The following is a 26,610-nucleotide window of genomic DNA, read 5'->3' on the forward strand; positions in this document are numbered from 1 at the left end:
ATAAGAAACGGAATGGACAGTTATGTTTAAACTAGCAGGATATTTAAGACATTATAAGAAGGAGAGTATCATCGGCCCCCTGTTCAAACTGCTGGAGGCATGTTTTGAACTGATCGTGCCATTAGTTATGGCCAATATGATCGATATCGGAATTAAGAACGCAGACGTCCCATATATTTGGAAAATGGGAGGTCTGCTTGTGTTTTTCGGCGTACTGGGGCTCACCTGCTCCCTGACAGCCCAGTATTTTGCAGCGAAAGCGGCTATGGGGTTTGGCACCGAGCTGCGCCGGGATATGTTCGGCCATATTAACGGACTCTCCTATACGGAACTGGATAAGATCGGAACTTCCACGCTGGTGACCAGAATAACCAGTGATATCAATCAGGCCCAGGCAGGGGTAAATCTTCTGCTCCGGCTGTTCCTGCGCTCACCTTTTATTGTGGTGGGAGCGGTTATTATGGCATTTACGATCAGTGTGCGCTTAAGCGTTATTTTCCTCATCGCCGTACCGCTGTTAGCGCTGGTGATTTATGCGGTGATGGCGGCGGGAATTCCGGTATACCGGCGGGTTCAAAACAAATTAGACCGGGTATTGCGCATGACCAGGGAAAATCTGACAGGGGCCAGAGTAGTACGTGCATTTGCCAGGCAGGAAGATGAGATAGAAGAATTTGATGAGACCACCCGGCAGCTGCAAAAAATACAGCTGCTGGCCGGCAAGATCTCCGCATTTGAAAACCCTATAACCTACACGATTGTAAATTTAGCCATTATCGCGGTCCTCTGGTTCGGAGGTAAACAGGTGGATGGGGGGATGATCACGCAGGGGGAAGTGATCGCTCTTGTAAATTACATGACGCAGATTCTGCTGGCCCTGGTGGCCCTGGCGAATCTGATTATCTCTGCAACCAAGGCCAGTGCGTCCGCTATCCGGATTAACGAGGTGTTCGCTGTGACCTCCACCATGCAGGAGGGTGGCGAAAAAAATCCGAAGTCTCCGGAATTTGGGAAAAATACAGGGAATGATACAAAGGTAGCGTTCCAAAACGTATCGGCGGTCTATCAGGGTGCGAAAGCAGAAGCCCTGACCGGCATCAGCTTTTCTGCACAGGCCGGGGAAACCATCGGCATTATCGGCGGCACAGGTTCCGGTAAGAGTACGCTGGTGAACCTGATCCCGCGGTTCTATGATACGGCTGCCGGAACCGTGCTGGTAGACGGTACCGATGTCAGGGAATATTCTTTCTTGGCGCTGCGCGGCAAGATCGGAATCGTACCCCAGCAGGCGGTTCTCTTTAAAGGGACGATCCGGGAAAATATTCGCTGGGGCAGAGAGGATGCCGCCGATGAAGATATCTATGAGGCACTTGAAATCGCCCAGGCCAGAGAATTCGTGGATTCAAAACCGGAAGGCCTTGACACCAGGATTTCCCAGGGAGGAAAGAACCTCTCCGGCGGCCAGAGGCAGCGCCTGACGATTGCCCGGGCTTTGGCTAAGAAGCCAGAAATATTAATACTGGACGACAGCGCGTCTGCACTGGACTATGCGACTGATGCCAGGCTGCGCCGGGCCATTCGCACTAAGACAAGTGGAATCACGGTATTCCTGGTATCCCAGCGGGTGGCAACCGTGCGCCAGGCGGATAAAATACTGGTTCTGGATGACGGCAGACTGGTCGGTGTGGGAACACACACAGAACTGTTGGACACCTGCCCGGTTTACAAAGAAATCTGTCTGTCACAGCTGTCGAAAGAGGAGGTGGCAGGGGCATGACTAACAGTAAAGACACGATCCGAAGAATCCTGCTATACATCAGGCCCTATCGGCTTCAGCTGATCCTCTCCCTGATATTTGCCGTGATCAGCGTCGCCCTGACCCTATACGCCCCGATTCTGATCGGAAATGTGGTGGATCTGATCGCAGGCCCGGGGCAGGTGGGATTTACACGGATCCTGCCGATTCTCATTCAGATTCTGGCAGTGGTCCTGCTGACTTCCGCCGCCCAATGGCTGATGAATCTGTGCAACAATAAACTGACCTACTATGTGGCGAAAGATATCCGCACCAGAGCCTTCCATCAACTGGAGGTCCTGCCGTTAAAATATCTGGATTCCCACCCCTACGGCGACACCATCAGTCGTGTCATTACTGATGTGGACCAGCTGTCCGATGGCCTTCTCATGGGCTTTAATCAGCTGTTCGCCGGCGTGATAACGATACTGGGTACGCTGGGATTCATGTTATCCATCAACATCACCATAACCCTGGCAGTCGTCCTGATCACTCCGGTATCCCTGTTCGTGGCCAGCTTTATCGCCAAACGGACCTACCGCATGTTCAAAGCCCAGTCTGAAACAAGAGGGGAAATCACCTCTCTGGTAGAAGAGATGGTAGGCAATCAGAAGGTGGTTCAGGCTTTCGGATATGAAAACAGGGCCAGAGAAAAATTCGCCGGAATCAACGAAAGACTGCGCGAATGCAGTACAAAGGCTACTTTTTTCTCCTCCATTACCAATCCGGCTACACGGTTTGTAAACGGCCTGGTCTATGCGGGAGTGGGAATCATAGGAGCCCTGTCCGCTATGCGGGGCCTTATCTCCGTCGGACAGCTGTCCTGCTTCTTAAGCTATGCGAACCAATACACGAAACCCTTTAACGAGATCTCATCCGTGGTAACGGAACTGCAGAATGCGTTCGCCTCTGCCCGGAGGGTTTTTGATCTGATCGACGAGACACCCCAGGAGCCGGATGCGCCCGGTGCGCTCACCCTGCAGCAGGTTGACGGCAGCGTTGATCTTAGACATGTATCTTTTTCCTACCATCCTGAAGTGAAACTGATAGAGAACCTGAATCTATCTGTAAAACCCGGACAGCGGATCGCCATCGTAGGTCCCACCGGCTGCGGCAAAACCACTATGATCAATCTTCTCATGCGCTTCTACGATGTAGATCAGGGGGAAATCCGTGTAAGCAGACATCCGGCCCGTCAAATCACCCGAGACAGCCTGAGAAGGAGTTTTGGAATGGTCCTGCAGGAGACCTGGCTGAAATCCGGCACCGTACATGAGAATATCGCCTATGGACGTCCCCAGGCGGCCCGGGAAGAAGTCATCCAGGCTGCCAGATCCGCCCATGCGGACAGTTTCATCAAGCGTATGCCCGAAGGCTACGACACGGTCATCACAGAGGACGGCGGCAACCTGTCCCAGGGCCAGAAACAGCTCCTCTGTATCGCCAGAGTTATGCTGTGCCTGCCGCCGATGTTAATCCTGGACGAGGCTACCTCATCCATAGACACCCGCACTGAAATTAAGATCCAGCAGGCCTTTGCCCAAATGATGGAGGGGCGCACCAGCTTTATCGTCGCCCACCGTCTGTCCACGATCAGAGAGGCTGATGTGATACTGGTCATGAAAGACGGCCGTATCATGGAGACCGGAACACATGAAGAGCTTATCGCCCAACAAGGGTTCTATGCCAAGCTTTATGAGAGCCAGTTCGCGAATTGAGGGGGCGGGGGTAGGGAATCGTCCGGGCGGCCTTTTCCTCCCGTTGGGGCTGTCCTAAAGTCAGGGCGCAGCCTTGCCAGGGGTCCGCTTTGTACGGACGCGCCCTATGGGGTACCCGGCAGGACGGGAGGTGTCTATTGCCCTCTTCCTCACTTAAGACTGTTACCCGGTGTAATCTAAATGAAATCGGTCCGGCAGGTTTGCGGTCCGTGGCTGATTCGCCCCGAATGCCGGATGCATTCGCGGCTCAGCAGCCACCGAAAGACTGCAGGGAACGCAGTCTTTCGCCACAAACCTGCCGGATCGATTTCATTAAGATTTCACACGGGCGTCTTATGTGAGGAAGAGGGCAATAGACACCTCCCGTCCTGCTGGGTACCCCATAGGGCGCGTCCGTACAAAGCGGATCCCTGGCAGACTGCGCCCTGGCTTTAGGACAGTCCCGCCGGGAGGAAAAGGCCGTCCGGACGATTCCCTGCATTGGTGAGGGCTTGGGGAGGTTTGTTGTTATTTTGATGCTCTTATGAAACAATCACTTAAATGACTGCTAAAATATTGGATTACTTCCTGGCTAAAATATTGGATTCTTATTGTATTTTGTTGGGTTATGTTGTATTATAGAGAGGACTACTATAGATCTATAGATTTAACTAATAAATAGAGATAGTTAATCTTGAGGTGATTTTGAGGTGATGGTATGGATTTTGTGAATCGGATGTCAGGGGAAGAAAAGTTGAGGATTGTCCAGGAACTGGTGCCGGGGAAACAGGTAACGCTGGCTCATGTGATTGCTAGTCCGGATCCGATCGTTTATAAAAAGCTGGGGCTGGATCCCAGTATAGACTATGGGAAAGCCGCTATCGGTATTTTGAGTATGAGCCCGGCGGAGATCTCGGTGATCGCAGGGGATCTGGCTGTGAAAAAGGCGAATATTGATCTGGGGTTTATTGACCGGTTCAGCGGGACGCTTATTTTTACCGGCAGGGTGGCTGAGGTAGAGACGGCGATTCACGCGATTACGGATTATTTGAAAGAAACTTTGGGATTTACTATTTGTGAAGTTACACGCACTTAATGTATTTCATGGATGGATAGGTGTATGAGATAGCAGATAATGAGGATTGATGATTTGATATGAAAAAAATAATTCTTATGGGGCGCAGCGAGTGTGGAAAGACAACGCTGCGTCAGGCTTTAAAAGGGGATAAGATTCATTACCATAAAACACAGTATATCAATCATTATGATGTGGTGATTGATACGCCGGGGGAATACGCGGAGACGAACCGGCTGGGCAGGGCGCTGGCTCTGTATTCTTATGAAGCGGATGTGGTGGGACTGCTGATCGGGGCACAGGAACCGTATTCCTTGTTTCCTCCCTGCGTGACGGCTTCTTCCGCCAGGCCGGTGATCGGTATCGTTACGCAGATTGATCATCCGGACGCGAATCCGGATCGGGCAGAGGATTGGCTGAGGCTGTCGGGGTGTGAAGAGGTGTTTCGGGTCAGCGCGTATACCGGCGAGGGAATCTGGCAGATTCTGGAGTATTTAAGGGAAGATGGTGACGTGCTGCCCTGGGATCAGGAAGAGGCGGAACGGCCGCGGGTGGTTTTATCCACGAAGTAATGAGTGGAGGACGCGCATCGGTTTTTCTTTTTACAGAAGAATAATGTGCCGGGCTGCGGATTTTTGTTTACGAAGTGGCAGATAATATGTTAGAATGTTCCTGAAATGCAGAAAGTGGTACGGAAGAGAACCGTGCAAGCCAATGAAGGAACAGAGGAATGGAAGTCCACGGAGGAAATACATGAGCAGACAGGAATTTTTAGATGGATTGCGAACCGCGTTGAACGGTGAAGTGGCGCCGTCGGTGATAAGGGACAACTTGAGTTATTATGAGGGATATATTTCAGATGAAATACAAAAGGGAAGAAGTGAAGAGGATGTGATGGGCGAGCTGGGAGATCCCAGATTAATTGCCCGTACGATTATTGATACATCCGGCGGAGGACAGAGTTCTTACCAGCAGGCTGGTCAGCAGAGCGATTATTACCAGGAGGAGTCCGCGGGAGCCAACGGTAATTCCGACAGAGGGTTCCGGGCAGAGTTTAACGGGAACGGCTGGAATATGCATTATGATAAGCCGAAGCGTCCGTGGTTCGAGAAAGTGTTGATTGCAGCGGTAATCGTTCTGGCCGTTTTTCTGGTGATTTCCATGATTACAGGCCTGATCTCTTTTTTGTTTCCGATTCTTGTTCCGCTTCTGATCATCTATATTATATATCGGATTATACGGGGCGGCAGCGGCCGATAGGATGCGGTATCGGGAGTGCAGCAGGGCGAAATTCAGTCAGATAAAGATCAGCTTACAAAAGTGTAAGCTTAAAAGGAGAAATGTAAGCCATAATTATGGCGGTGCATTTCTCCTTTTTGGTATGATCCTATCATCAAGAAAAGGTGGTGTGATTGATGGAAGCTTATTGGATTCCTATACGGACGGCACTGGCGGTGTTCCCGCTGCTGGCTGCTTTCCTGACATTTCCCTATATGATCGTTCAATACCGCAGGTATGGCGCGATTCCCTTATTAAGGACCGTCATTTTATATTCCTTCCTGTTATATCTGCTCTGCATGTACTTCCTGGTGATCCTGCCCCTGCCGCCGGTTGATGAGGTGGCCAGACAGACCGGTCCTTCGGTTCAGCTTCTGCCGTTTCAGTTCGTCAGAGATTTTTTAAGAGAGACGAAGCTTGATATTATGAATCCGGGTACGTATCTGACGGCACTCACACAGAACTGTTTTTTACAGGTAATCTGTAACATATTCATGTTCTTGCCGTTTGGAATTTATCTTCGATATTATTTCCGCTGCGGTTTGGTCAAAACAATATGGATCAGCCTTCTGGTGAGCCTGTTTTTTGAATTTACGCAGCTTAGCGGGCTGTATGGAATATATCCCCGGGGTTACCGGCTCTTTGATGTGGATGATCTGATGCTGAACACATGGGGCGGTATGCTTGGATACGCAGCGGCGCCTCTGTTACTCAGATTACTTCCGTCCAGAGAACAATTGGATCAGAATGCTTATCTCAAAGGCAGAATCGTAACCTGCTGCCGGAGATTTGCCGCATTTCTTCTGGACTGGCTGCTGATCGGCATTCTTCTAATACTATGTATGATCGCGGTTCCGCTTCTGATCCCGGCCCTGGTCGTCGTTCCCGGCTTTGTCTACGCGTTTGTGATCGCCGGTTACTTTATTCTGATCCCATGGGCGACTGACGGCTATACCCCCGGCAAGTGGGTCTGCCGGATCCGGATAACCGGAAGAAATGAAAGAAAACCTGCCCTGTATCAATATGCACTCCGCTCCGGCCTGCTCTATTTCGTTCTGATCCCATTACCGATTATCTGGTTCTGCGGTTATATCTTCGATGTATGCACCGGTTACCGGGAAAAGCCGAGACTTCTGCTCCACGAGCGGATCAGCCGTACGGAATGCGTCAGTACTGTTGGCGCAATATCGAAACAAAAACAAAAAAATGAAAAAATATGGCTATTGCCTGCGTAGGCATAGTATAATAAAAACCAGCATGGGATAGGAACAGCAGCTGGTTTTTATTTTATTTCCCAAAAGGGCGGAGGAAAATTTATAAATGAAAGCAGTTATTTTTGATATGGATGGAGTAATCATAGACAGCGAACCGATTTACGCGAAGCTGGAGGGCGGCTTTTTTGACGGGCAGGGACTGCGGGTACCCGCACAGGTCCGAAAAAGCTTTGTGGGCGGATCCATGAACAATATGTGGACTAAGGTATCCGAACTCAATCCCGGAACCTCGCCAGATGATTTAAAGAGAGCTTACATAACCTACAGGGATAGGGTAACTATTCATTACAAAGAAATCCTGAACAGAGGAATTCCGGAACTGCTGGAGTACCTGAAGACATCCGGTTATAAGATAGGCCTGGCTTCTTCCACCATGAGAAAGGTTGTTACACAGGTGCTTTTCGAGTGTGATCTCCTTTCTTATTTTCACGCGGTGGTCTGTGGGGATGAAGTGGTAAACGGCAAGCCCGATCCTGAGATTTTCCTGAAAGCTGCCAATGCGCTTCAGGTCTCTCCCGGTGAATGTATCGTAATCGAGGACTCGCACAACGGCATCACAGCCGCGAAAAGCGCGGGTATGTACGTGATAGGAAAAGCAGATGAAAGATTCGGCCAGGACGTCACAGCAGCCGACAAAATCGTCTCAGACATACTTGAAATCACTCCTGACCTGCTGTGATCGGAGATTCCCACTACCTTAAAATTGAGGAATGGGAGTTGACAACTCCAGTTTTCTGGCATACTATGGAAGTCTAGTAAAATAAAAAAGGGAGGAAAAATAAGTGGACATATGCGGACGAAGTTGCGAAATGGACAGTGACATTCACTTGTGGGATAAGAGAAATACCGTTATGCCGCTTATTTTTCTGCGTGCATAGAGAATTCCCCTGAACCGGGCTGGAAGTATGCCCTGTCATGAATGTCACCGTATGAAAGTGTTGCTTTGCGGCAGTATTTTCATACGGTTTTTGTCTGTTTGGATGCTTCCTCGCTGCTAAACTTAAGACAGGAGGATGGACCAATGGAAAAAGAATATGATTTTGAAATGCTGAACCGGTATCTGGAAGAGAGGGACTACCGGAGCCTGAGAGAAGCGCTGGCTGAGGAGAACGAGGTGGACATCGCTGACTTCATGGAGAACCTGCCCCAGGATAAGGCGACGGTCGTTTTCCGGACGCTGCCCAAGGAACTGGCGGCGGAGGTATTCTCCAATCTTCCGCCCGAAACACAGCAGATTATCATCCGGTCGATCACGGATGAGGAGCTCGGGGCCATCGTGGAAGATTTGTTTGTGGATGACGCTGTGGATATGCTGGAAGAACTTCCGGCCAATGTAGTCAAGCGGGTGCTGAAAAATGCCCAGCCAGAGACCAGGAATCTGATCAATCAGTTTTTGAATTATCCGGAAAATTCCGTTGGCAGTATAATGACCGCCGAATTTATCGATCTGAAGAAAAACATGACGGTCAGCGGTGCCATCAACCGCATACGCAGGATCGGTGAGGACAGGGAATCGATCTATACTTGCTATGTCACTGACAGCAGGCGCTGTCTGGAAGGTGTGGTGACGGTCAAAGAACTGCTTCTGTCCCCGGATGACACGGTGATCGGCGATCTGATGGAAAGGGATGTGATCACGGCCCGGACGACAGAGGACCAGGAAGAGGCTGTGCAGCGCATGATGCGCTACGATTTTATATCCATGCCGGTGGTGGATCATGAAAACCGTCTGGTAGGCATTGTCACCGTTGATGATGTCATGGATGTTATGGAAGAGGAAGCCACGGAGGATTTTGAAAAAATGGCCGCCATGGCTCCCTCGGAGCGGCCTTACCTGAAAACAAATGTGTTTGAGCTGGCGAAGAACCGGATCGTCTGGCTGCTGGTGCTGATGGTCTCCGGGATGATCACCGGCGGAATTCTCGGTAAATACGAGGCGTCTTTTGCGGCATTGCCGCTGCTGGTGACATTCATTCCGATGCTGACGGACACCGGCGGTAATGCGGGCAGTCAGAGCAGTACGCTGGTGATCCGGGGCATGGCTGTCGGTGAGATCCGTCCTGGAGATTTCCTGAAGGTGCTCTGGAAAGAACTGCGGGTCAGCCTCATTGTGGGGGTGGTGCTCAGCGCGGTCAATTTTGTTAGGCTGGTTATCATGTATCCGGGAAATGAACTGATCGCTTTAACCGTCGCGTTTGCGTTGCTGGCTACCGTTGTCGTAGCTAAGACGATCGGCGGCATTCTCCCGATTGTAGCGAAATCAGTCAAAGCAGATCCTGCGATTATGGCTGCTCCGCTGATTACGACGATTGTGGATGCCTGCTCGCTGGTGATCTATTTTAACGTGGCGGAACGGCTGCTGAAGCTTTAAAAAGTGGATTACATAAATATAAAAACGGAAGAAATCCGGAAAAGTGAACGACCTGGTGGGGGAGCCACCAGGTCGTTCGATGAGGGGAGTATAAATAATTAAATAAGGGGTTATAAATGTAAAAAAATCTTTGAAGGGTAAATTTTTTTACTATCCAATTATAATATATTCTTTTTCAATTTGCAATAAAAAATCGAAAATTCCCGAAATTATCCGAATATACCGAATTCTGGAATCTGATTTGTGTTCGTATAAATCTGTTCTTTGGTGGGATAATAAAGTTTGTAAATATATTAATCCCTTAGGAGGCAGATATCATGGAAAGAAATAATAATCAGAACAATTCCAAGAACAGCTCACAAAACTATTCAAACTATTCTAACAGCACCAATAACGACTACAATAACACCAGCACCAATAACTCCAACAACAGCAGCTCCAACAGCTACAACAACATTTCTGATGATTACAACAACAGCAGCTCCAATGCCAACAAAAACAATCAGAAAAACAAAAACCAGAACAAGAACCAGAATCAGAACCAGAATAAAAACAACTATCAGGATAAGTCCAGCAACTGCTAATATTGATTAGCAGCTTTCTGTAAGACTGTAGGAAAAGAAAAAGATCTGCCGCAGGGATCCTTGTACTGCGGCAGATCTTTTTCCTTATCAATCATCTTTGAACATTCACTGCTGTTCGTCCCTATGAATATGATATGTTATAATAAGGAAGAAAGGTGATTATATGGGCTTTGAAACAATTCCGGCTAAGGACATCGACAGTTATGTCGGCCAACCCGGAGTTTTCATTATAGATTTGCGCGAGAGGGAAGAGTTCCGGAATGAGCATATTCGGGGCGCCTATAACATACCATATGATGAACTGGATCGATATAAAGGATCCTTCGGCAGCCATACGTTGATTCTGTACTGCGAGAGAGGCGGAATCAGCCTGATGGCTGCCAAACATCTGGGGAATGAAGGATATCATGTGAAAACTGTGGTTGGAGGCATTCTGGCCTACCGCGGCCGGTATCTGGAAACTGAATGAAAAGATTGACATGCTTTTGAAGTACCTTTAATATAGAGATAAGCAGTTTGGAGGAAAATACAAATGAAATTGATGTTCGCATCTGATATTCACGGCTCTGCATATTTTTGTAAAAAATGCTGGAAGCTTATCAAAAAGAAAAGGCAGATCGCCTGATCCTGTTGGGCGACCTGCTTTATCATGGGCCGAGGAATGATTTGCCGAGAGATTATGCGCCGAAGCAGGTCATTTCACTGTTGAATGGATTTAAAAATGACATATGCGCGGTCAGAGGCAACTGTGACGCGGAAGTGGACCAGATGGTGCTGGAATTCCCGATTATGGCCGATTATGGTATCATATTGGAGGGAAACCGCACGATCTACGCGAGCCATGGACATATTTATAATAAAGATAATCTTCCGCCGCTTAAGGAAGGGGATATCTTTATACATGGCCATACTCATGTTTTAAAGGCTAAGAAAAGGGAACATTATGTTCTGCTGAACCCAGGCTCCATATCTTTGCCGAAAGAGGGCAACATCCAAACCTATGGCATTTTGGAAAATGGTTTGTTTACGATCAAAGGTTTCGGGGGAGAGATGATAAAGAGTTTGGAAGTATCTCTGGAGGAATAAATGGAAAAAATAGAACTGATTGCCCCCTGCCATTTTGGCTTGGAGGCTGTTTTAAAACGGGAACTGCAGGATTTGGGTTATGACATAAGCTGTGTGGAGGACGGACGGATTACATTTTACGGGGATATCGCCGCGATACCCAGGGCGAATATCTTTCTCAGAACGGCGGAGCGTGTCCTGTTAAAGGTCGGCAGTTTTCGGGCTGCCACATTCGAAGAGCTGTTTCAGGGGACCAGAAGCATTCCATGGGAAAACTATATCCCCCAGGATGGAAAGTTCTGGGTTACGAAAGCGTCTTCGATCAAAAGTAAGCTGTTCAGTCCTTCCGATATCCAGTCTGTCATGAAAAAGGCGATGGTGGAGCGGATGAAGCAGTCCTACCATGTGGAATGGTTCCCGGAAGATCAGGCGGAATATCCGGTGCGGGTATTTTTGTACAAGGATGAGGTCTGTGTGGGAATCGACACCTCCGGAACCTCCCTGCACAAGCGGGGATACCGGCAGCTGACCAGTAAGGCGCCTCTGACGGAGACGCTGGCCGCAGCGCTGATTATGCTCACACCGTGGAATAAGAGCAGGATACTGGTGGATCCATTCTGCGGAAGCGGGACATTTCCCATCGAGGCGGCGCTGATGGCCGCGAATATCGCTCCCGGGATGAACCGGTCCTTTACGGCGGAGGCCTGGATGAACCTGATCCCGAAGAAGGCCTGGTATGAGGCGGCTAATGAGGCTAACGACCTGATCAGGGACGATATCGATGTGGACATCCAGGGCTATGATATCGACGGAGCGATAGTAAAATCAGCCAGGGAGAATGCCCGGGAAGCCGGTGTGGATCATCTGATCCATTTTCAGGAACGGCCTGTCAGCGCATTGAATCATCCAAAAAAATACGGTTTTCTGATTACCAATCCGCCTTACGGGGAAAGAATTGAAGAGAGAGCAAATCTTCCGGCCCTGTACTCCCAGATTGGCGAGGCGTATAAAAGGCTGGATTCCTGGTCTGCCTATATTATCACCAGTTATGAGGACATCGAGAAATATATGGGCAGAAAGGCTGACAAGAACCGGAAGATCTATAACGGAATGTTGAAAACATATTATTACCAGTTTCTGGGGCCTAAGCCTCCAAGGAGAGAAGCGGGGATCAATTGAGACATAAAAAAGCGTATCTGTTTTTCATGATCATTCTCGCGCTGCTGTTATATGTGCAGGCGGTACCTTTTACCGACGTGGAAGCGGTGGAACCGAATCAGCAGTCGGAACTGGATGAGGAAACCTGGAATCCGCTGATCGCCGGAAGTGTCAACAGCAAGCCGATCGCGCTGATCGTGGACAGCAAAGAAATGAAATTGCCGGATGAACAACTGTATATGGATCAGGATAAGAATCTGATGCTGCCGGTTACTGCCATAACCAACAGCTTCAATTGCGCTGTGAATCTCTATGACCGGAATAAGCTGGTTGTGGAGAAGAATGCGGTGGAACTGGAGTTTTTGCTGAATTCAGATATCATGTTCCGGAATCAGAATGAAGTGCCGGTTACCACTTCGATGGTGCAGCAGGATGGTAATTATTACGTCTCGCTGGAACAGGTGGCTGAGGGGCTGAACTATTCCTATCAGTGGAATATTCAGGACAATCAGGCTTTGCTGGTGAATCAGAAGCCGGATGAGCCCGCAATTCCATATGCCTACGACTATCGGGAGAAAGGGCGTAAGCCGGCTGTGATCGATCAGGGGAAATACGGGACCTGCTGGGCGTTCGCATCCCTGACGGCACTGTCCTCCTCGATTTTACCGGAAGAGAATCTGCAGTTTTCACCGGATCACATGAGTTTGAAGAACAGCTTCTGTGGAGATCAGAATTCCGGCGGGGAATACACCATGGCTATGGCTTACCTGAGCGCGTGGCAGGGGCCTGTATTGGAACAGGATGACCCCTATGGGGACGGTTATTCGCCGGAAGGACTGGATGCGGTGAAGCATGTACAGGAGGTCCAGATTATAGAGGGAAAGGATTTCCAGCGGATTAAGGAAGCGGTCTATAAATATGGAGGGGTTCAGTCCTCCCTCTACACGTCGCTTACCGGTTCCGCCAGCCGTTCTATGTATTATAATCAGAAGAATTACGCTTACTGCTATATAGGAACCGAGAAACCGAACCACGATATCGTGATTATCGGGTGGGATGATAACTATCCAAAGGAGAATTTTAATACCGAGCTGGAAGGCGACGGCGCGTTTATCTGTCAGAACAGCTGGGGAGAGGAATTTGGGGACGATGGCGTATTCTATGTCTCCTATTATGATACCAATATCGGGATGCACAATGTAGTTTACACGTCAGTGGAAGAGCCTGACAATTATGATCATCTGTACCAGTCCGATCTGTGCGGCTGGGTCGGCCAGGTTGGTTACGGTTCCGATACTGCTTATTTCGCCAATGTCTATCAGGCTGAGGGAGCACAGCGGCTGCAGGCCGTGGGATTTTACGCGACCGGGAAGGATACGGAATATGAGATTTCTGTAGTGCGAGATTTTCAGGGGCCGGATTCCCTGAACCAGAGGGAGTACATCCAGTCCGGGTATATCAGTAACGCGGGCTTTTATACGATTCCGCTGGATGCTCCTGCGGATCTGACGCCCGGCGGACAATTCGCCGTTGTGGTCAAGATAAAAACGCCCAACTCCATTCATCCCATTGCCATCGAATACCCGGCAGATGATGTCACAATGGACGTTGACTTGTCGGACGGAGAAGGATATATTAGTTTATATGGAAGTACCTGGGATTCACTGGAAGAAAACTATCAATGTAATTTTTGCTTAAAAGCATATACGGACAACATGGAATAAGAAAGCACGAGGACTACGAGATGGAGAAAATTATTTTTGCTACCGGTAATGAAGGGAAAATGAGAGAAATACGGGAGATACTCAAAGATCTGGACATGCCGATTCTGTCCATGAAGGACGCAGGAATTCATGTGGATATTGTGGAGGACGGTGATACATTTGAAGAAAATGCGGTCATCAAAGCCAGGACGATTATGCAGTTGACCGGTCAGCTGGTTCTGGCGGACGATTCCGGCCTGGAGGTGGATTACCTGAACAAGGAACCCGGTGTCTACTCGGCCCGATATGCCGGGGAGCACACTTCCTACCATATTAAAAACAGGATGATCGTGGACCGGTTAAGCGGTGTCCCGGACGAAGAGCGCACCGCGCGTTTTGTCTGCGTCATAGCGGCGGCGTTCCCAGATGGGACAATCCTCACCACCCGGGCGGCTATGGAGGGGAGAATCGGCTATGCGGAAAAAGGGGCCAACGGATTTGGTTATGACCCTATTTTCTATCTGCCGGAATATGGCTGTACCAGCAGCGAGCTTACGATGGAACAGAAGAATGAGTGCAGCCACCGGGGAAAAGCATTGCGCCAAATGAAAGAAAAATTAAAAGATCTGTTAAAATAAGGAGGAATCGTGCGTGAAAAAGATCCTGATCGTAAGTGATACGCACAGACAGAATGGAAATTTGCTGGAGGTAATTAAGAAGGTGAGTCCCATTGACCTGTTGATCCATCTGGGGGATGCGGAAGGAAGCGAAGAGTATATCGCAGAGCAGGCTGGATGCCCGGTGGAGATTATTGCCGGGAACAATGACTTCTTCTCGGATCTGGAGAAAGAAAAAGAGATCGAGATCGGCAGGTATAAGGTTCTGTTGACTCACGGACACTATTACTATGTGTCGGTGGATGCGGAAGGGATAAAGAAGGAAGCCAGAGGGCGGGGGATGGATATCGTGATGTTCGGTCATACCCACCGGCCGTTGGTGGACATTGACAGAGATGTCATAGCGGTCAATCCGGGAAGTCTGTCCTATCCCAGGCAGGAAGGGAGGCGTCCCAGCTATGTCATCATGGATCTGGACACGCACGGGGACGCGCATTTTACCATTAATTATTTATAATAAAAAATTTGTAAAATATGGTTGACATATAAAAAACCTTATAATATAATATATCTTGCGTCACGGTCGGGCGCAGGTATGATCATTGCGGGGTGTGGCTCAGCTTGGCTAGAGCGCCTGGTTTGGGACCAGGAGGTCGCAGGTTCGAATCCTGTCACCCCGATAAATAGGACATGCAGGTGTAGTTCAATGGTAGAACACTAGCCTTCCAAGCTAGATACGTGGGTTCGATTCCCATCACCTGCTTCGCTGATCCGTCAGCGGGGAAAGAGATTTCCAATAATTGCATAAGTGTCTGTAGCTCAGTTGGATAGAGCAACGGCCTTCTAAGCCGTGGGTCGGGGGTTCGAATCCCTTCAGGCACGTTTTTGTTAAGTATCAAACTTGGCAAATGGTATATACTATGTGGTGGGTATAGCGCAGTTGGTTAGCGCGCCAGATTGTGGCTCTGGAGGCCCAGGGTTCGAATCCCTGTATCCACCTTAATGGGCTATCGCCAAGCGGTAAGGCACAGGACTTTGACTCCTGCATTCGCTGGTTCGAATCCAGCTAGCCCAGTTTGCAGGGTTGCCGCTTACAGAATGTAAAGTTGTGTATGTGTGGTCTGTGCCTTCCGTGGTAAGCCTGTCTGAATTTGATGATTGTGTATGGGGTATTAGCTCAGTTGGTAGAGCACTTGACTTTTAATCAAGTTGTCCGGGGTTCGAATCCCCGATGCCTCAGTAACAGAATGAAGCACCGGTAACCTTTTGGTTTCCGGTGCTTTTTCGATCATTATTACTTGTATAGGAATTTGCCTCTAACAGGGAAGAAGTCGGAGACTGCATGTAGATATGTGAGATTTTGATCATTTTTCATGGATAATGGCAGTACATAAAATGTGTGACTGTGGCGTGATTGTTGATTGACAGGTATTGTCAAAAAATGGTAGTATAAAATTTATAACAGTGTTCATTAGAACACTGTTTTTTTGTTTCATAGGAAAGTGCTCCTATGAAATAAAAAACGCTCCGCGGGATCGCACAGCGGCGGAAAGGAAGATGCCGCTTACGCGGCCCGCCGCAGGCGGAGAGTTTCGCAAGCGAAACTCTTTTTCAGCTTATAAGTAAATGAGGGAAAGGAATGAGGGATTTGAGGAAAGTTATAGCCTGGATGCTGGTGCTGCAATGTTCACTGCAGCTGTTCGCCGGCACGCCGGTTTATGCGTCTGCAGCGACGGAGACACCTGGGAAGCAGACCGAAGCGGTGCAGGACGGCCTGAACGATGCGATACCCAGTGAAACACCGGCAGGAGCGCAATCAACTCAGGCGCCGGAGAGCACACCGGCTGTCACGCCGGATACCGGATCACCTGCAGCGACACCGGAAGGAGTGAAGCCTGTCGGCACGCCGGAAGGGACAGCTCCTGATATGACAGCTGCCGGAGTGCTGCCGGCTGCGGGGCCGGAGGAGCAAAAAAACGGAGATGCTGGCAAAGAGAATGCGGGGATTAACAATACCTGCGAATTAACAGTAGAAATAGGCTTCCTATTGCCGGAGGCGAAGAAAGAGCTGAATGTTTCTATACAGCCTGAGCAGGGGGAAGCGCTCGTAAAGGCATTAGGCCCCGTAGCTGCTGACGGTACGGTTGAGAAGCAGGCTGCGGTATTCGGGCAATTGCCAACGGGAAAATACAGTTTGAAACTGTGGGGGACGGGATATGAAACCTATATCCAGCAGCTTTCGTTGGATACAAAGGGACTGTCATACCGGGCGGCGTTCCTGAACAGCCATGAACTGGACGAGACCTACCGGGCCCTGGAAGTACATCCCGGAGTGATCGGTTACGGGGATGTGAACGGTGATGGGAAGATCGATGATTCGGATAAGGAAGAGCTGATAGCGGCCATGATAGGGCAGGAAGCGGACAGCGCCTGTGATCTGAATGCGGACCAGCTGGTGGACTTGGCGGACCTTCAGTATTTTACAGCCAATTACCAGGCAAAACCGCTGGAAGCCGTGCCGTATCGGTCTGTTCTGACTTCAGAGATGCAGGTGCAGGTTTCTGAGCCGAATGTGATGGTAAATGGCGAATTAAAGGATATTCTGGACGATAACGGATCGTTTGTAAGTATGGGACGTGACGGAGGAGAAGAGATTACACCGGAACAGCCGGTTCAGCTGGAGATCGAGACCGGTTCTGTTGTCATGGAAGGATTCGCGATACATCCGCCGGTAAACTCTGATAACCGGATTCAGGAGGCGGAGATTACGCTTACCCTGGAGGATGGCAGTACGCTCACCTGTCCGGTACGGTCCCAAGCCGCTTATTATCGGTCCCGATCTTTAGGTCCTGAAGCGGTTATGGAGGCGGATGGAACGATTGTTGTAAATCTGGGGAGTCAGGTCGCGGTGAAAAAGATCACGATTAAAGTGACGGATACCAGCAGCAAGAAGCTGGCGGATATCGCCCAGGTGGAATTTTTGAATCAGATGGAAGACCGGATTCCGGCGCCTCAGATGAATATTCCGAAGAATCTGACCGCGGAACCGGGAAGCCGGGAGATTACGGTCAAATGGAGCCGTGAGACCAATGTGACCGGCTATGAGGTAAAAGTAGTCAGCGGGGAAAAATCCCAGGTATTTTCCACGGCGCAAAACAGTCTGAAGATCACCACATTAAATAACGATAAGCTTGAAAATAAAGTGGTCTATCAGATCAGTGTACAGTCTGTCAATGATGAGTGGCGCAGCGGTTACTCCGAATCGATAGAAGCGGTTCCGGTAGCCAACAAGGTGCCTGACCCTCCGGAAAATGTATCGGTGGGCAGCCTGTACCGGGGCTTGAAAATTTCATGGAAGAAAATGAAAGATACGGACTCCTATACCCTGTACTATAAGAAGGACAAAGAGAGCCAGTATCAGTCTGTTCCAGGAATAACAACTGCAACTTATACCCTGGACGATCTGGAAAATAATGCGAAGTATTTTATTTATCTGACCGGCACCAATGAAGTGGGTACCAGCAAGGCATCTGCCATCTACACGGGAACCACGAAGAACAGCCAGGTTAAGGTTACCAGGTATCAGCTGATTAACCGCCAGAAAGAGGGAAGCTCACTGACAGATCATATCGAAAATGTCACCACGGACGGATATCTGCCAGGCAAGTATCCGGACGGCTTCGACCCGGCCTGGGTGGTGGACGGCGATTATGATACTTATTATTATTCCAATTCCAATGCCCAGTTAGCGGGAGCAACGGTTACCTTTGACCGGGAATATACGATGGATCATCTGATTCTTTCCGCTTATCAAGGGGAAGGATTCGGTTCTTTCGCGAAATGGCAGGTAATGGTATGGGACGCGCAGGGGACGCAGACCGTGTACGGAAGCGGGGATATCGGCAAGGGCGTTACGACTGCCGGAGTGTCCGGGGCGTCGAATACCATCCAGGTAAACTTCCCCAAATCGGACGTGAAGAAGATCCGGGTTCGTTATACCAGATATTACGCGGACCCTGTTACGATATCGGAACTGAATTTCTATGAATACAGCCCGTTAGAAGATGAGATCAATGCTCTCTGGCAGGATGATTTACATATGATACTGAAAGATTCGGTTACGCTGGTGGGACTGAACGATCTGAGGGACCGGATTAATACGCCCGACGCGGTGAGCGGCGATCTGCACCCGAAGAAAGGCCTGCTGCTGCGGGAGCTGGATAACGCGATGGCGGTTCTGAACGATACCGGTTTGGACGTGCCGCTGTCCATCGATACGGCGGTATCCTCCGCATATGACAGCCAGACGGGATTCGCCGGCGGATTGAATTCCGGGCAGCCGCTTGGGGTCGCGGCGAGAAGCGGTGAAACGCTGAATGTCTATGTGGGAAGCACCGGTAAGAAAACCGGAGATAACACGAACCTGCGCCTGGTGGCCACCCAGTACCACGCGGAAGCCAGCGCCTGGTCAAAGACGGTGGCCGAAACCCTGAAGGTGGGAATGAATGAAGTGACCATTCCCCAGATCTCCAGCCTGAATATGGAACTGGGCGGATCCTTATACATCGAATATAAGGGGAACAACGCAGCTGAGAAGTACAGTGTCCGGGTGAGCGGAGGAACGGCCATACCGGTGCTGGATCTGTCGAAAACATCAGAGTCTGACAGGCTGGAGAAGATTACGGCATATGTGGAGAAGCTGATTACCTACACGGACGGATTAGAACAGAAACATTTGCAGGAGCATGAAAAAGAGGATACAAACTGTAACTTTGCGTACCGGCCTCAGGATTGCATCAATAACGCGACGGAAATCGTTCTGGACCGGGTACTGCTGTCCGTTCCGGCCACGCAGGTTCTGGCAGGGCTTGGAAAAGGCACGGCAGCAGAGCAGGCACAGCAGCTGGACCGTTCTATGGATGCCATGGAACGTATGACAGACCTTTTCTATCAGCACAAAGGGCTGGGCACCTATACGCAGGAACAAAAAAACGATCCAGATTTCCTGGCGGCCTACGGGAATAAGAATAACCTTCCGGTAACCCGGCTGAATATCCGATACATGAGAATGTTCAGCGGCGCGTTTATGTACGCCGGAGGAAAACATATCGGTATAGAGTTCGGCTCTGTCGGCGGCCTGTCCGCTTCTCCCTCCCTGGTCAGTGAGGAGAACGGGAAATGGTCCGGCGGAAGATTCTTCGGTTGGGGAATCGCTCATGAGATCGGACATGAAATCAATCAGAGCCAGTATGCGATAGCGGAGATCACCAACAACTATTTTTCAGTCTTGTCCCAGGCACATGATACCAATGACAGCGTCCGCTTCCAGTACAAGGATGTCTACGAGAAAGTGACATCCGGTACAACGGGAAGAGCCGCCAATGTATTTACGGCATTGGGCATGTACTGGCAGCTGCATCTGGCCTACGATAAGGATTATAACTATAAGACCTATACGGATTATGCGGAGCAGTTCCAAAGTCTGTTTTTCGCCCGGGTTGACGCGTACGCCCGTAACACAGCCATTGCTCCGGCGCCCGGAGGCGTAAAGCTCACCCTGGAAGGAAAAGACGTGGACAATAATCTGATGCGTCTGTCCTGCGCAGCCGCCCAAAAGGATCTGCTCTCCTTCTTTGAACACTGGGGTATGGTGCCCAATGAGGCGACCAGAGCTTATGCCGCCCAGTTTGAGAAGGAGACCAGGCCGATCTGGTATATCAATGATGAGGCCAGAGTCTACACGATCGAAGGAAATGCCTCCACAGCCGGTCAGGCGTCAGTGCAGGCGTCCCTGGACCATGAGGGGAACTCAACCCAGGTGAAGCTGAATCTCAGTCTGCAGGGGGCGGACGCGTCGTCCATGCTGGGTTATGAAATCAGCCGTAATGGCAAAGCGATCGCCTTTGTCACAGCCGATCAGGATCAGTATACGGATACCATCGCCACTGTGAACAACCGGGTATTTACCTACCAAGTGACAGCCTATGACAAGTGGCTGAATGCCGCGCAGCCGGTAACGCTTGCGCCGGTTAAGATCTCCCACGACGGAAGTCTGGACAAGACTAACTGGATCGCGGCGACGAATATGTCCTCTGAGGAAGATACGGCAGAAGTGGGAAGCGATGAGAATCCGGAACCCGGAGTGATCTCGGCGGTTGATCAAGTGATCGATCGTGATTACGGCAATTCGTATACCGGATCAGTAAAAAGCGGAAACGCTGTGATAACACTTGATTTCCAGGAACTGCTTACGGTTGCCGGCTTCAAGTACACGGCCGGAACGGACGGAACACCAATCAAGAATTACGAGATTCAGGTAAGTACAGACAACCAGAACTGGGAAACCGTGAAGATCGGAACCTTCGTTCTGGATGAAAACCGTACGGCAGTGGTTTATTTTAACAAGGAAGATGACAGCTGGCTCTATACCTATGATGCCTCCTGTCTGCGACTGACTGCAAAGAACCAGAAGCAGGTATCCGTCTCAGAAGTAGACGTGTTAGGGCCTTCCGGCGATAATGTGGAGCTGACCGACCAAGGAATCGGCATATTAAAATCCGATTACGTACTGGATCAGAGTACAGGGGATAAAATCCCGAAAGGTTCCCTGATCTTTACCGGCGGCTATAAAGGAAATCCGGCCTACAATGCTCTGAAGCTATATAATCAAAAAGATGAACTGATCGAGGGGGTACAGGTGATATTTGCTGATGTTCCGGCCCACGGCGAGCTGGGAGAGACGGAAAACGGCTACTGGGTTTATTATATAGAGCCCGATCAGCTGGATTCTGTCATGGAGGAAGGTCTCATCAAAGTACGGGCTGAACTTTACCGTGTGGATGACGCCAACACGAATCTGGGTGAGAGACTGGTAAGCGACACACTGTGGACCCAGCTGCCCGAGACCATACCGGAGATCGAACTGCAGGGATCCGGCTCCCGGTATCAGATGCAGAATCAAGTGAAATGAAGGGAAGGAGAATATCAATGAAAAATAGAATAATCATGATGTTGGTGCTTCTTCTCGTACTGACAATCACAGCGCCGGTGACCGTTTATGCGGATACCGTCGGGACAGGCCCATTACAATACGAGGTAACCAACCGAAATGAAATCCATATAAACCTGCAGAACCTCACGGATGAAACCATGCGGTCCTTGGATATAGAATTGAAACTGGAAGCGGCGGCAGGGAGTGCGAAAGATATAAAATTTGACTATTCCAACCAGATCAGCAGCCGCGCCCTTGTGTATGAAGCATCTTATGATGAACAGACCGGTCTGCTGCATCTGATCGTATCGGGAAGGGAGTACCTGTTGGATGAAGGGCAGACAGAGCTTAAGATGGGGATGATCACGGTGACGGATGAGAACCAGGCCGGCGTAAATCTAAAGATCACTCCGGAAAAATTAAATACCGCAGGAAATACCCGTGCGGTTCAGGATTTGGCGGCTGACCAGATGCCTGAGGCATCGACCGTAGTCATACCTGCGGCCGCTGAACCGAAGCCCAGTGAAAGTCCGGTTCCGACTGTAAGTCCCGCTCCGACCGAAGAGCCTCAGGCGACGGTAAGCCCGGCCCCCACGCTCACGCCGGTTCCTACCGTAACACCCCAGACAACGCCGTCTGTAACTGAAAATCCGAAGCACAACTCCACCACTTCCGGCGGCAACTCTTCAGATCAAACACACTCGGTAAGCGCGGCCACAACAGGAGACTACAATCCGATTGCCATTTATATCGTGATCGGAGTTCTGGCGCTCGCTGCGATCGCTGCTGTGATTGTCATGCGGAGAAAAAAATAAACTAACATCATAAAATGCACCCCGGTTGTTCTGGGTAAAGCCTCAGCCGGGGTGCTTTTCATTTAGAATATACAGGAATCAGTTCTTCCTAATTCTGTACCATCACAACCCTGAGATTGAACGCAGACCAGGTATTCCCAATGACATAAGCGGTATACATTTCGCCGGCGTTGATGGTAGTCACAAAGGACAGCAGAGGTTCGCCGGAATTAAAAGGCGGCCGGACATTGGAGATGATGATGACAGGGATTTCACGCAGCACGTTTCCATAGCGGGCTGTGTTCGTCATATAGAATTCATATTCCCCGGGCCTTGCCTGTTTGAAAGGCGTAACTTCTTTAAAGCGCACGTCGGTGAATACTACATCCCCGCCGTACAGCATCAGATCGTAGGCCGAATTATTGTAGGACATATTGGCCATGCGGAAACAGCCTGTGTTGCGCGGCATATTCTGGCAGCCCAGATCCGATACGCGCACAAGATCCAGGCCGTTGGAAGCGTCGATCACTACCATAGTAATCTTTTCCCCTGCGACAAAAGGCAGCGTCTGATTATAGAAGACCATGCGGGGACCTACCGCACTGACGATGGTGACGGGGCGGAAGCCGTCGGAAATGGTTTCGTAAGAGGAGATATTTCCGAAGCGCAGGTTACTGGCGGCCATACGGTTGCCAATGGATATGTTCAGGGGCAGGTTATTGGTTGCGGCATTCAGGAAACGTACCTGACAGGTACCCGGACGGTTAGGGCGGATCGGTCCGGGGAAGCTGGGGAATGGGCCGGGAGCTACTGGTCTGCCGCCTTCCGGAGCGATCGGTGTTTCAGGTATATTCTCCCAGGGATTGTTCGGGAATGGGAATCCCGGCTCAACGGGTTGGCCTCCTTCCGGTGCAATGGGGGGGACAGGGATATTTGCATCAGGGCCGGGAAAGACGGGTGCGCCTCCCTCAGGTGCGACCGGTGGAACTGGTCGGTCGACTCTGCGTTCTTCTTCGTTTTGCATCTCTTCTTCGTAATTCGTATTCTCTTCCATAAAAATAGACTCCTTATAATATTATTCCTATTATCATATGAGAAAAAAGACAATTGGTTCCCGGACCAGCGCAAAAAAATCAAACGATAATGCCCGGACTGACCGTTAAATGGTTGATGTTTGACACAAAAAAGTGTATGATGAAGCCAATAAAAGAACGCTGGGCGCGTGTAGCTGAGGGAGATCATGAAGGAGGAAGTGTAATGGAGATTTTAAAAGATTTTAAAAAGCATTTTGTTCTGGTTTCGATTTTATATATCGTATTGGGAATTGTGCTGATCATCTGGCCATCCCTGTCTCTAAAGCTGGTCTGCTATTTCTTCGGAATTATGACCGTTCTTTACGGAGTGGTACAGCTGTTTCGATATTTCAGTATAAATAAAGAATTCCGTACCTTCCAGCTGGACCTGTTTGTAGGGATCATCTGCCTGGTATTCGGCGTCTTCGCGCTGGCGAAGCCATCGATCGTGGCTTCAATACTGCCGGTTATCGTAGGTATCTTTTTCCTGATGGAAGCTGTGATTAAGATCCAAAATGCGCTGGGACTGAAAAAAGGCGGTTACGACCAATGGTGGACGGCTCTGGCGGTGTCCGTACTGGTAGCCGTACTGGGGATATTGCTCCTGATCAATCCGTTTAGTGCCATGAAGACCTTCGTGATCGTGATTGGAATCTGCCTGATCGCGGATGGCGCGGCCAGTTTTTGGAGTGTTTATTGTGTGTCCAAACGGGTGAAGGAATTTAAGAAGATGGAAGAGGTAATGAATGATGTACTTAACCAGTAAGGAATGCTGCCGGAGACGATTATAAAAAACATATAAAATAGCTCTTGAAATTTGCAGGTACAGGATGGTATAATATCAAAGCGGCGCTGTTCGTTATCTGGATAGCGTTTTGCGCGGGCATGGCGGAATTGGCAGACGCGCTAGATTTAGGTTCTAGTGGGAGACCGTGCAGGTTCAAGTCCTGTTGCCCGCATAAGTGTGAGCGACACATCATATGTGCACAGAATAAGGGAGTCCGATTTTCGGGTTCCCTTATTGTTATGAGCTAGTTTGAGGGGAAGCGATATGATTTAAGCAATCTTGATATACGGACGGACAGACTGTGACAGAACTGAATATACCACCGTATTATGGGGCAGGGCAGGACGAAGAACGTAAAAATTCTTCGGTCTCTTCGGCGGTGATCGGACGTGCGTAGAGATATCCCTGGATCATATTAATTCCGCAGTCTCGGACGAAAGCGTCCTGTACCGGCGTTTCCACGCCCTCAGCCAGTACCTTCATACCTAATTCCAGGAAGGTATTGGTTATATTTCTTACCATGATTGCTGATTTCTCCTGCTGTGTGGCCGACCAGACCAGACTTTTATCCAGCTTTATGGTGTCAAAGGGAATATGTACGACGGTGTCCAGATTGGAATATCCAACTCCGAAATCGTCCAGCCCCAGCCGGATTCCCAGTTGATGCATCTCGTCCACAAAATGGGAAACCACCTGTGGATTGTCCGCAATGGCACTCTCCGTAAACTCAATTTTAATTTTGGAGTAGGGAGTCCCATTTCTTAGAATCGTCTCGCAGACCCGTTCGATCAGGTTGGGCTGTGAGAATTGTATGGCTGAAAAATTAACGTGAATCCGTTCTATATCGATATGCTGTTCCGCAAGACGGTTGATAAATTTGCATACTTTGTCCAGAATCTGATAGGTGAGTTCCACGATCAGACCGGTTTCTTCTGCCAAAGGAATGAATTCCGAGGGATAGATCGGTCCTAGCGGTGTGTTGTTAATCCGCATCAGTGACTCGGCAAACAGATAGCGTCCGGTATCCACATCGAGGATGGGTTGGTAATACAGTTCAAAACTGTTGTCGGCGCAGACCTCTTTCAGAATTTCCACAACCTGATGCTTCCTTTGAATTTCATTCAACATTTTCTGATCACAATAGCAGATACCGGCTTTGTTCGAAGACTTCGCACCGTACACAGCATATTCAATACCATGGATCAGCCCCTCCAGGTTCTTCGAACTGTCCGGATAGCGGGCGATTCCGATGGCCACAGGGATGGTGCATTGACACCCGGGAATTTCCCACGGCAGCTTCATCCGGTCCTGAATAGCCGAGGTAAGCTGAACGAGCTTTTCACGGGAAGAATCTTTAGATAAAATAGCAAACTCATCCCCGTTAAACCGGTAGAGTGTTCTGGGTTCTGATATGGAGGAAAGATACAGGCAGATGGCACGCAGAAACTGATCACCATTTTGCTGACCATACGTGTCGTTGATGTGTTTAAAGTCCCGCAGGGAAATCACAATGATAGCAAAAGACGGCCGAATTGGCCGGTGCAGCAACAGTTCTATCATATGCAGGAGTTCCTGCCGGTTGGGTATATTAGTCAGATAATCGATGGAAATCTGTTTGTTCTGCAGATATAGATAAATGATCAAAAGCGCACAGGTCGCCGCAGAGCCGGTCAAAATGATGGAGGGGAAGAACTGCTGGAAAATAATAACCAGAACAGCGATTAGCGGAAACACCGCCAAAATCCGGTAAGTGGACAGATTCAGCCACTTTCCTCTGGCAAGTACCAGTACCACACAGAAAATACAATACATATAAAACAGAATATAAGTAGTAGAAATCAAAGGCCCCTGTATATAGCCACGGTTATCACTGATGTTAAACAGGTTTTTCGTAATGGGGTTCAAAAAGACCATAAAAAGATAAACAATACTCGGGATGCTGGCCAACACCATCACCCTGGGCAGCCCTTTTCGGTTCTCATATATAACAGCTGCCGTGTAGAAAAAATAAACCAGCCCCATCAAAGGCGTAAAAATAAAATATACGGTGGTTACCAGCCAGATCATCCACAGCGGAACGACCTGATAATTCTGAAGCATAAGGGTAGATATGATATTCGTGATCATGGCGCAGAATGTTACCAAAAAACAAGCCTGAAAACATCTGTTTTTCAGACTTGGGATTAAACTTCCTTTTCTGGAATATCCCCATATAATACTCAAAAAAACGATCGATATACTTTCTGCTGCTATATTCCAGGTCAAAAATGATTCCCCCCGCACCGATGAATCAGTGCTATATATAATAAAACTATTATAATATGATTTACTGTAAAACACAATCATTT

General features: G+C 49.4%; 19 protein-coding genes, 7 tRNA genes and 1 pseudogene. 25 read left to right on the forward strand and 2 right to left on the reverse strand.

Features of this window, described 5'->3' with window-relative positions; genetic code table 11:
* Positions 1 to 22: 22 nt before the first annotated feature.
* The 23 genes and pseudogenes from KTH90_RS21125 to KTH90_RS21235 all read left to right on the forward strand — a co-directional run bounded on the left by KTH90_RS21125 (position 23) and on the right by KTH90_RS21235 (position 22,423).
* Complete coding sequence (locus KTH90_RS21125) at positions 23 to 1,777, forward strand: ABC transporter ATP-binding protein (protein WP_238727439.1); 1,755 nt, start codon at positions 23 to 25, stop codon at positions 1,775 to 1,777.
* Positions 1,774 to 3,513: an ABC transporter ATP-binding protein gene (locus KTH90_RS21130; protein WP_238727440.1), complete on the forward strand. Its 1,740-nt coding sequence runs from the start codon at positions 1,774 to 1,776 to the stop codon at positions 3,511 to 3,513. Before KTH90_RS21125 ends, KTH90_RS21130 begins: the two co-directional genes overlap by 4 nt.
* Before the next feature lie 697 nt (positions 3,514 to 4,210).
* Positions 4,211 to 4,588, forward strand: coding sequence for a BMC domain-containing protein (locus KTH90_RS21135; protein ID WP_158353070.1), 378 nt, complete (start codon positions 4,211 to 4,213; stop codon positions 4,586 to 4,588).
* 59 nt (positions 4,589 to 4,647) lie between these two features.
* Complete coding sequence (locus KTH90_RS21140) at positions 4,648 to 5,139, forward strand: EutP/PduV family microcompartment system protein (RefSeq protein ID WP_158353069.1); 492 nt, start codon at positions 4,648 to 4,650, stop codon at positions 5,137 to 5,139.
* Between the two features lie 181 nt (positions 5,140 to 5,320).
* Positions 5,321 to 5,827, forward strand: coding sequence for a DUF1700 domain-containing protein (locus KTH90_RS21145; protein WP_238727441.1), 507 nt, complete (start codon positions 5,321 to 5,323; stop codon positions 5,825 to 5,827).
* Between the two features lie 155 nt (positions 5,828 to 5,982).
* Positions 5,983 to 7,080 carry a VanZ family protein gene (locus KTH90_RS21150; protein WP_158353065.1) on the forward strand — a complete coding sequence of 366 codons (1,098 nt, stop codon included), beginning with the start codon at positions 5,983 to 5,985 and terminating at the stop codon, positions 7,078 to 7,080.
* Between the two features lie 85 nt (positions 7,081 to 7,165).
* Positions 7,166 to 7,798, forward strand: a complete 633-nt coding sequence (locus KTH90_RS21155; RefSeq protein ID WP_158353064.1) for an HAD family hydrolase — start codon at positions 7,166 to 7,168, stop codon at positions 7,796 to 7,798.
* 342 nt (positions 7,799 to 8,140) lie between these two features.
* On the forward strand, positions 8,141 to 9,490 hold the full coding sequence (gene mgtE / locus KTH90_RS21160; RefSeq protein ID WP_238727442.1) for a magnesium transporter: 1,350 nt from the start codon (positions 8,141 to 8,143) through the stop codon (positions 9,488 to 9,490).
* A gap of 317 nt (positions 9,491 to 9,807) precedes the next feature.
* Positions 9,808 to 10,074, forward strand: coding sequence for a hypothetical protein (locus tag KTH90_RS21165; protein WP_238727443.1), 267 nt, complete (start codon positions 9,808 to 9,810; stop codon positions 10,072 to 10,074).
* 163 nt (positions 10,075 to 10,237) lie between these two features.
* Complete coding sequence (locus KTH90_RS21170) at positions 10,238 to 10,543, forward strand: rhodanese-like domain-containing protein (RefSeq protein ID WP_158353058.1); 306 nt, start codon at positions 10,238 to 10,240, stop codon at positions 10,541 to 10,543.
* A gap of 63 nt (positions 10,544 to 10,606) precedes the next feature.
* Positions 10,607 to 11,160 (forward strand): annotated as a pseudogene (gene yfcE / locus KTH90_RS21175) (phosphodiesterase).
* Positions 11,161 to 12,318: a THUMP domain-containing class I SAM-dependent RNA methyltransferase gene (locus KTH90_RS21180; protein ID WP_238727444.1), complete on the forward strand. Its 1,158-nt coding sequence runs from the start codon at positions 11,161 to 11,163 to the stop codon at positions 12,316 to 12,318.
* Positions 12,315 to 14,021: a lectin like domain-containing protein gene (locus KTH90_RS21185; protein ID WP_238727445.1), complete on the forward strand. Its 1,707-nt coding sequence runs from the start codon at positions 12,315 to 12,317 to the stop codon at positions 14,019 to 14,021. Before KTH90_RS21180 ends, KTH90_RS21185 begins: the two co-directional genes overlap by 4 nt.
* A 20-nt stretch (positions 14,022 to 14,041) precedes the next feature.
* Entirely contained in the window at positions 14,042 to 14,638 is a 597-nt protein-coding gene (locus KTH90_RS21190) for an XTP/dITP diphosphatase (RefSeq protein ID WP_238727446.1), read from the forward strand.
* Between the two features lie 13 nt (positions 14,639 to 14,651).
* Positions 14,652 to 15,134, forward strand: coding sequence for a metallophosphoesterase family protein (locus tag KTH90_RS21195; RefSeq protein ID WP_158353051.1), 483 nt, complete (start codon positions 14,652 to 14,654; stop codon positions 15,132 to 15,134).
* 88 nt (positions 15,135 to 15,222) lie between these two features.
* A tRNA-Pro gene (locus KTH90_RS21200) sits at positions 15,223 to 15,297 on the forward strand.
* A 12-nt stretch (positions 15,298 to 15,309) separates the two neighbouring features.
* Positions 15,310 to 15,380: transfer RNA gene (locus KTH90_RS21205), tRNA-Gly, on the forward strand.
* Between the two features lie 45 nt (positions 15,381 to 15,425).
* Positions 15,426 to 15,499, forward strand: a tRNA-Arg gene (locus tag KTH90_RS21210).
* 43 nt (positions 15,500 to 15,542) lie between these two features.
* Positions 15,543 to 15,616: transfer RNA gene (locus tag KTH90_RS21215), tRNA-His, on the forward strand.
* Positions 15,617 to 15,620: 4 nt separating this feature from the next.
* Positions 15,621 to 15,692 (forward strand) — tRNA-Gln (locus tag KTH90_RS21220).
* A gap of 91 nt (positions 15,693 to 15,783) precedes the next feature.
* Positions 15,784 to 15,856, forward strand: a tRNA-Lys gene (locus KTH90_RS21225).
* 400 nt (positions 15,857 to 16,256) lie between these two features.
* Positions 16,257 to 21,587 (forward strand): fibronectin type III domain-containing protein, encoded by a 5,331-nt coding sequence (locus tag KTH90_RS21230; RefSeq protein WP_238727447.1) that lies wholly within the window; start codon positions 16,257 to 16,259, stop codon positions 21,585 to 21,587.
* A 17-nt stretch (positions 21,588 to 21,604) separates the two neighbouring features.
* Complete coding sequence (locus tag KTH90_RS21235) at positions 21,605 to 22,423, forward strand: hypothetical protein (protein WP_238727448.1); 819 nt, start codon at positions 21,605 to 21,607, stop codon at positions 22,421 to 22,423.
* An 88-nt stretch (positions 22,424 to 22,511) separates the two neighbouring features.
* On the opposite strand, the gene KTH90_RS21240 is transcribed toward KTH90_RS21235, so the two are convergent.
* Positions 22,512 to 23,456: a DUF4397 domain-containing protein gene (locus tag KTH90_RS21240; protein ID WP_275061465.1), complete on the reverse strand. Its 945-nt coding sequence runs from the start codon at positions 23,454 to 23,456 to the stop codon at positions 22,512 to 22,514.
* Between the two features lie 203 nt (positions 23,457 to 23,659).
* Between KTH90_RS21240 and KTH90_RS21245 the strand changes: the two genes are divergently transcribed.
* Together KTH90_RS21245 and KTH90_RS21250 are read left to right on the forward strand one after the other, a co-directional pair.
* A complete protein-coding gene (locus tag KTH90_RS21245; protein WP_238727449.1) occupies positions 23,660 to 24,241 on the forward strand; it encodes an HdeD family acid-resistance protein in 582 nt (193 codons plus the stop codon).
* A gap of 113 nt (positions 24,242 to 24,354) precedes the next feature.
* Positions 24,355 to 24,434: transfer RNA gene (locus tag KTH90_RS21250), tRNA-Leu, on the forward strand.
* A gap of 155 nt (positions 24,435 to 24,589) precedes the next feature.
* Here the strand turns inward: KTH90_RS21250 and KTH90_RS21255 are convergent.
* Positions 24,590 to 26,527 (reverse strand): EAL domain-containing protein, encoded by a 1,938-nt coding sequence (locus KTH90_RS21255; RefSeq protein WP_238727450.1) that lies wholly within the window; start codon positions 26,525 to 26,527, stop codon positions 24,590 to 24,592.
* Positions 26,528 to 26,610: the final 83 nt, after the last annotated feature.

Origin of the sequence: Diplocloster modestus (genome assembly GCF_019042245.1) — a bacterium.
In the GTDB taxonomy this organism is placed as follows: domain Bacteria; phylum Bacillota; class Clostridia; order Lachnospirales; family Lachnospiraceae; genus Diplocloster; species Diplocloster modestus.

Coding starts and splice junctions, on each gene's coding strand:
- KTH90_RS21140 (WP_158353069.1), top strand. CDS start 4,648: ATGAAAAAAATAATTCTTATGGGGCGCAGCGAGTGTGGAAAGACAACG.
- KTH90_RS21125 (WP_238727439.1), top strand. CDS start 23: ATGTTTAAACTAGCAGGATATTTAAGACATTATAAGAAGGAGAGTATC.
- KTH90_RS21165 (WP_238727443.1), top strand. CDS start 9,808: ATGGAAAGAAATAATAATCAGAACAATTCCAAGAACAGCTCACAAAAC.
- KTH90_RS21155 (WP_158353064.1), top strand. CDS start 7,166: ATGAAAGCAGTTATTTTTGATATGGATGGAGTAATCATAGACAGCGAA.
- KTH90_RS21235 (WP_238727448.1), top strand. CDS start 21,605: ATGAAAAATAGAATAATCATGATGTTGGTGCTTCTTCTCGTACTGACA.
- KTH90_RS21240 (WP_275061465.1), bottom strand. CDS start 23,456: ATGGAAGAGAATACGAATTACGAAGAAGAGATGCAAAACGAAGAAGAA.
- KTH90_RS21190 (WP_238727446.1), top strand. CDS start 14,042: ATGGAGAAAATTATTTTTGCTACCGGTAATGAAGGGAAAATGAGAGAA.
- KTH90_RS21150 (WP_158353065.1), top strand. CDS start 5,983: ATGGAAGCTTATTGGATTCCTATACGGACGGCACTGGCGGTGTTCCCG.
- mgtE (WP_238727442.1), top strand. CDS start 8,141: ATGGAAAAAGAATATGATTTTGAAATGCTGAACCGGTATCTGGAAGAG.
- KTH90_RS21230 (WP_238727447.1), top strand. CDS start 16,257: ATGAGGGATTTGAGGAAAGTTATAGCCTGGATGCTGGTGCTGCAATGT.
- KTH90_RS21130 (WP_238727440.1), top strand. CDS start 1,774: ATGACTAACAGTAAAGACACGATCCGAAGAATCCTGCTATACATCAGG.
- KTH90_RS21180 (WP_238727444.1), top strand. CDS start 11,161: ATGGAAAAAATAGAACTGATTGCCCCCTGCCATTTTGGCTTGGAGGCT.
- KTH90_RS21145 (WP_238727441.1), top strand. CDS start 5,321: ATGAGCAGACAGGAATTTTTAGATGGATTGCGAACCGCGTTGAACGGT.
- KTH90_RS21135 (WP_158353070.1), top strand. CDS start 4,211: ATGGATTTTGTGAATCGGATGTCAGGGGAAGAAAAGTTGAGGATTGTC.
- KTH90_RS21170 (WP_158353058.1), top strand. CDS start 10,238: ATGGGCTTTGAAACAATTCCGGCTAAGGACATCGACAGTTATGTCGGC.
- KTH90_RS21245 (WP_238727449.1), top strand. CDS start 23,660: ATGGAGATTTTAAAAGATTTTAAAAAGCATTTTGTTCTGGTTTCGATT.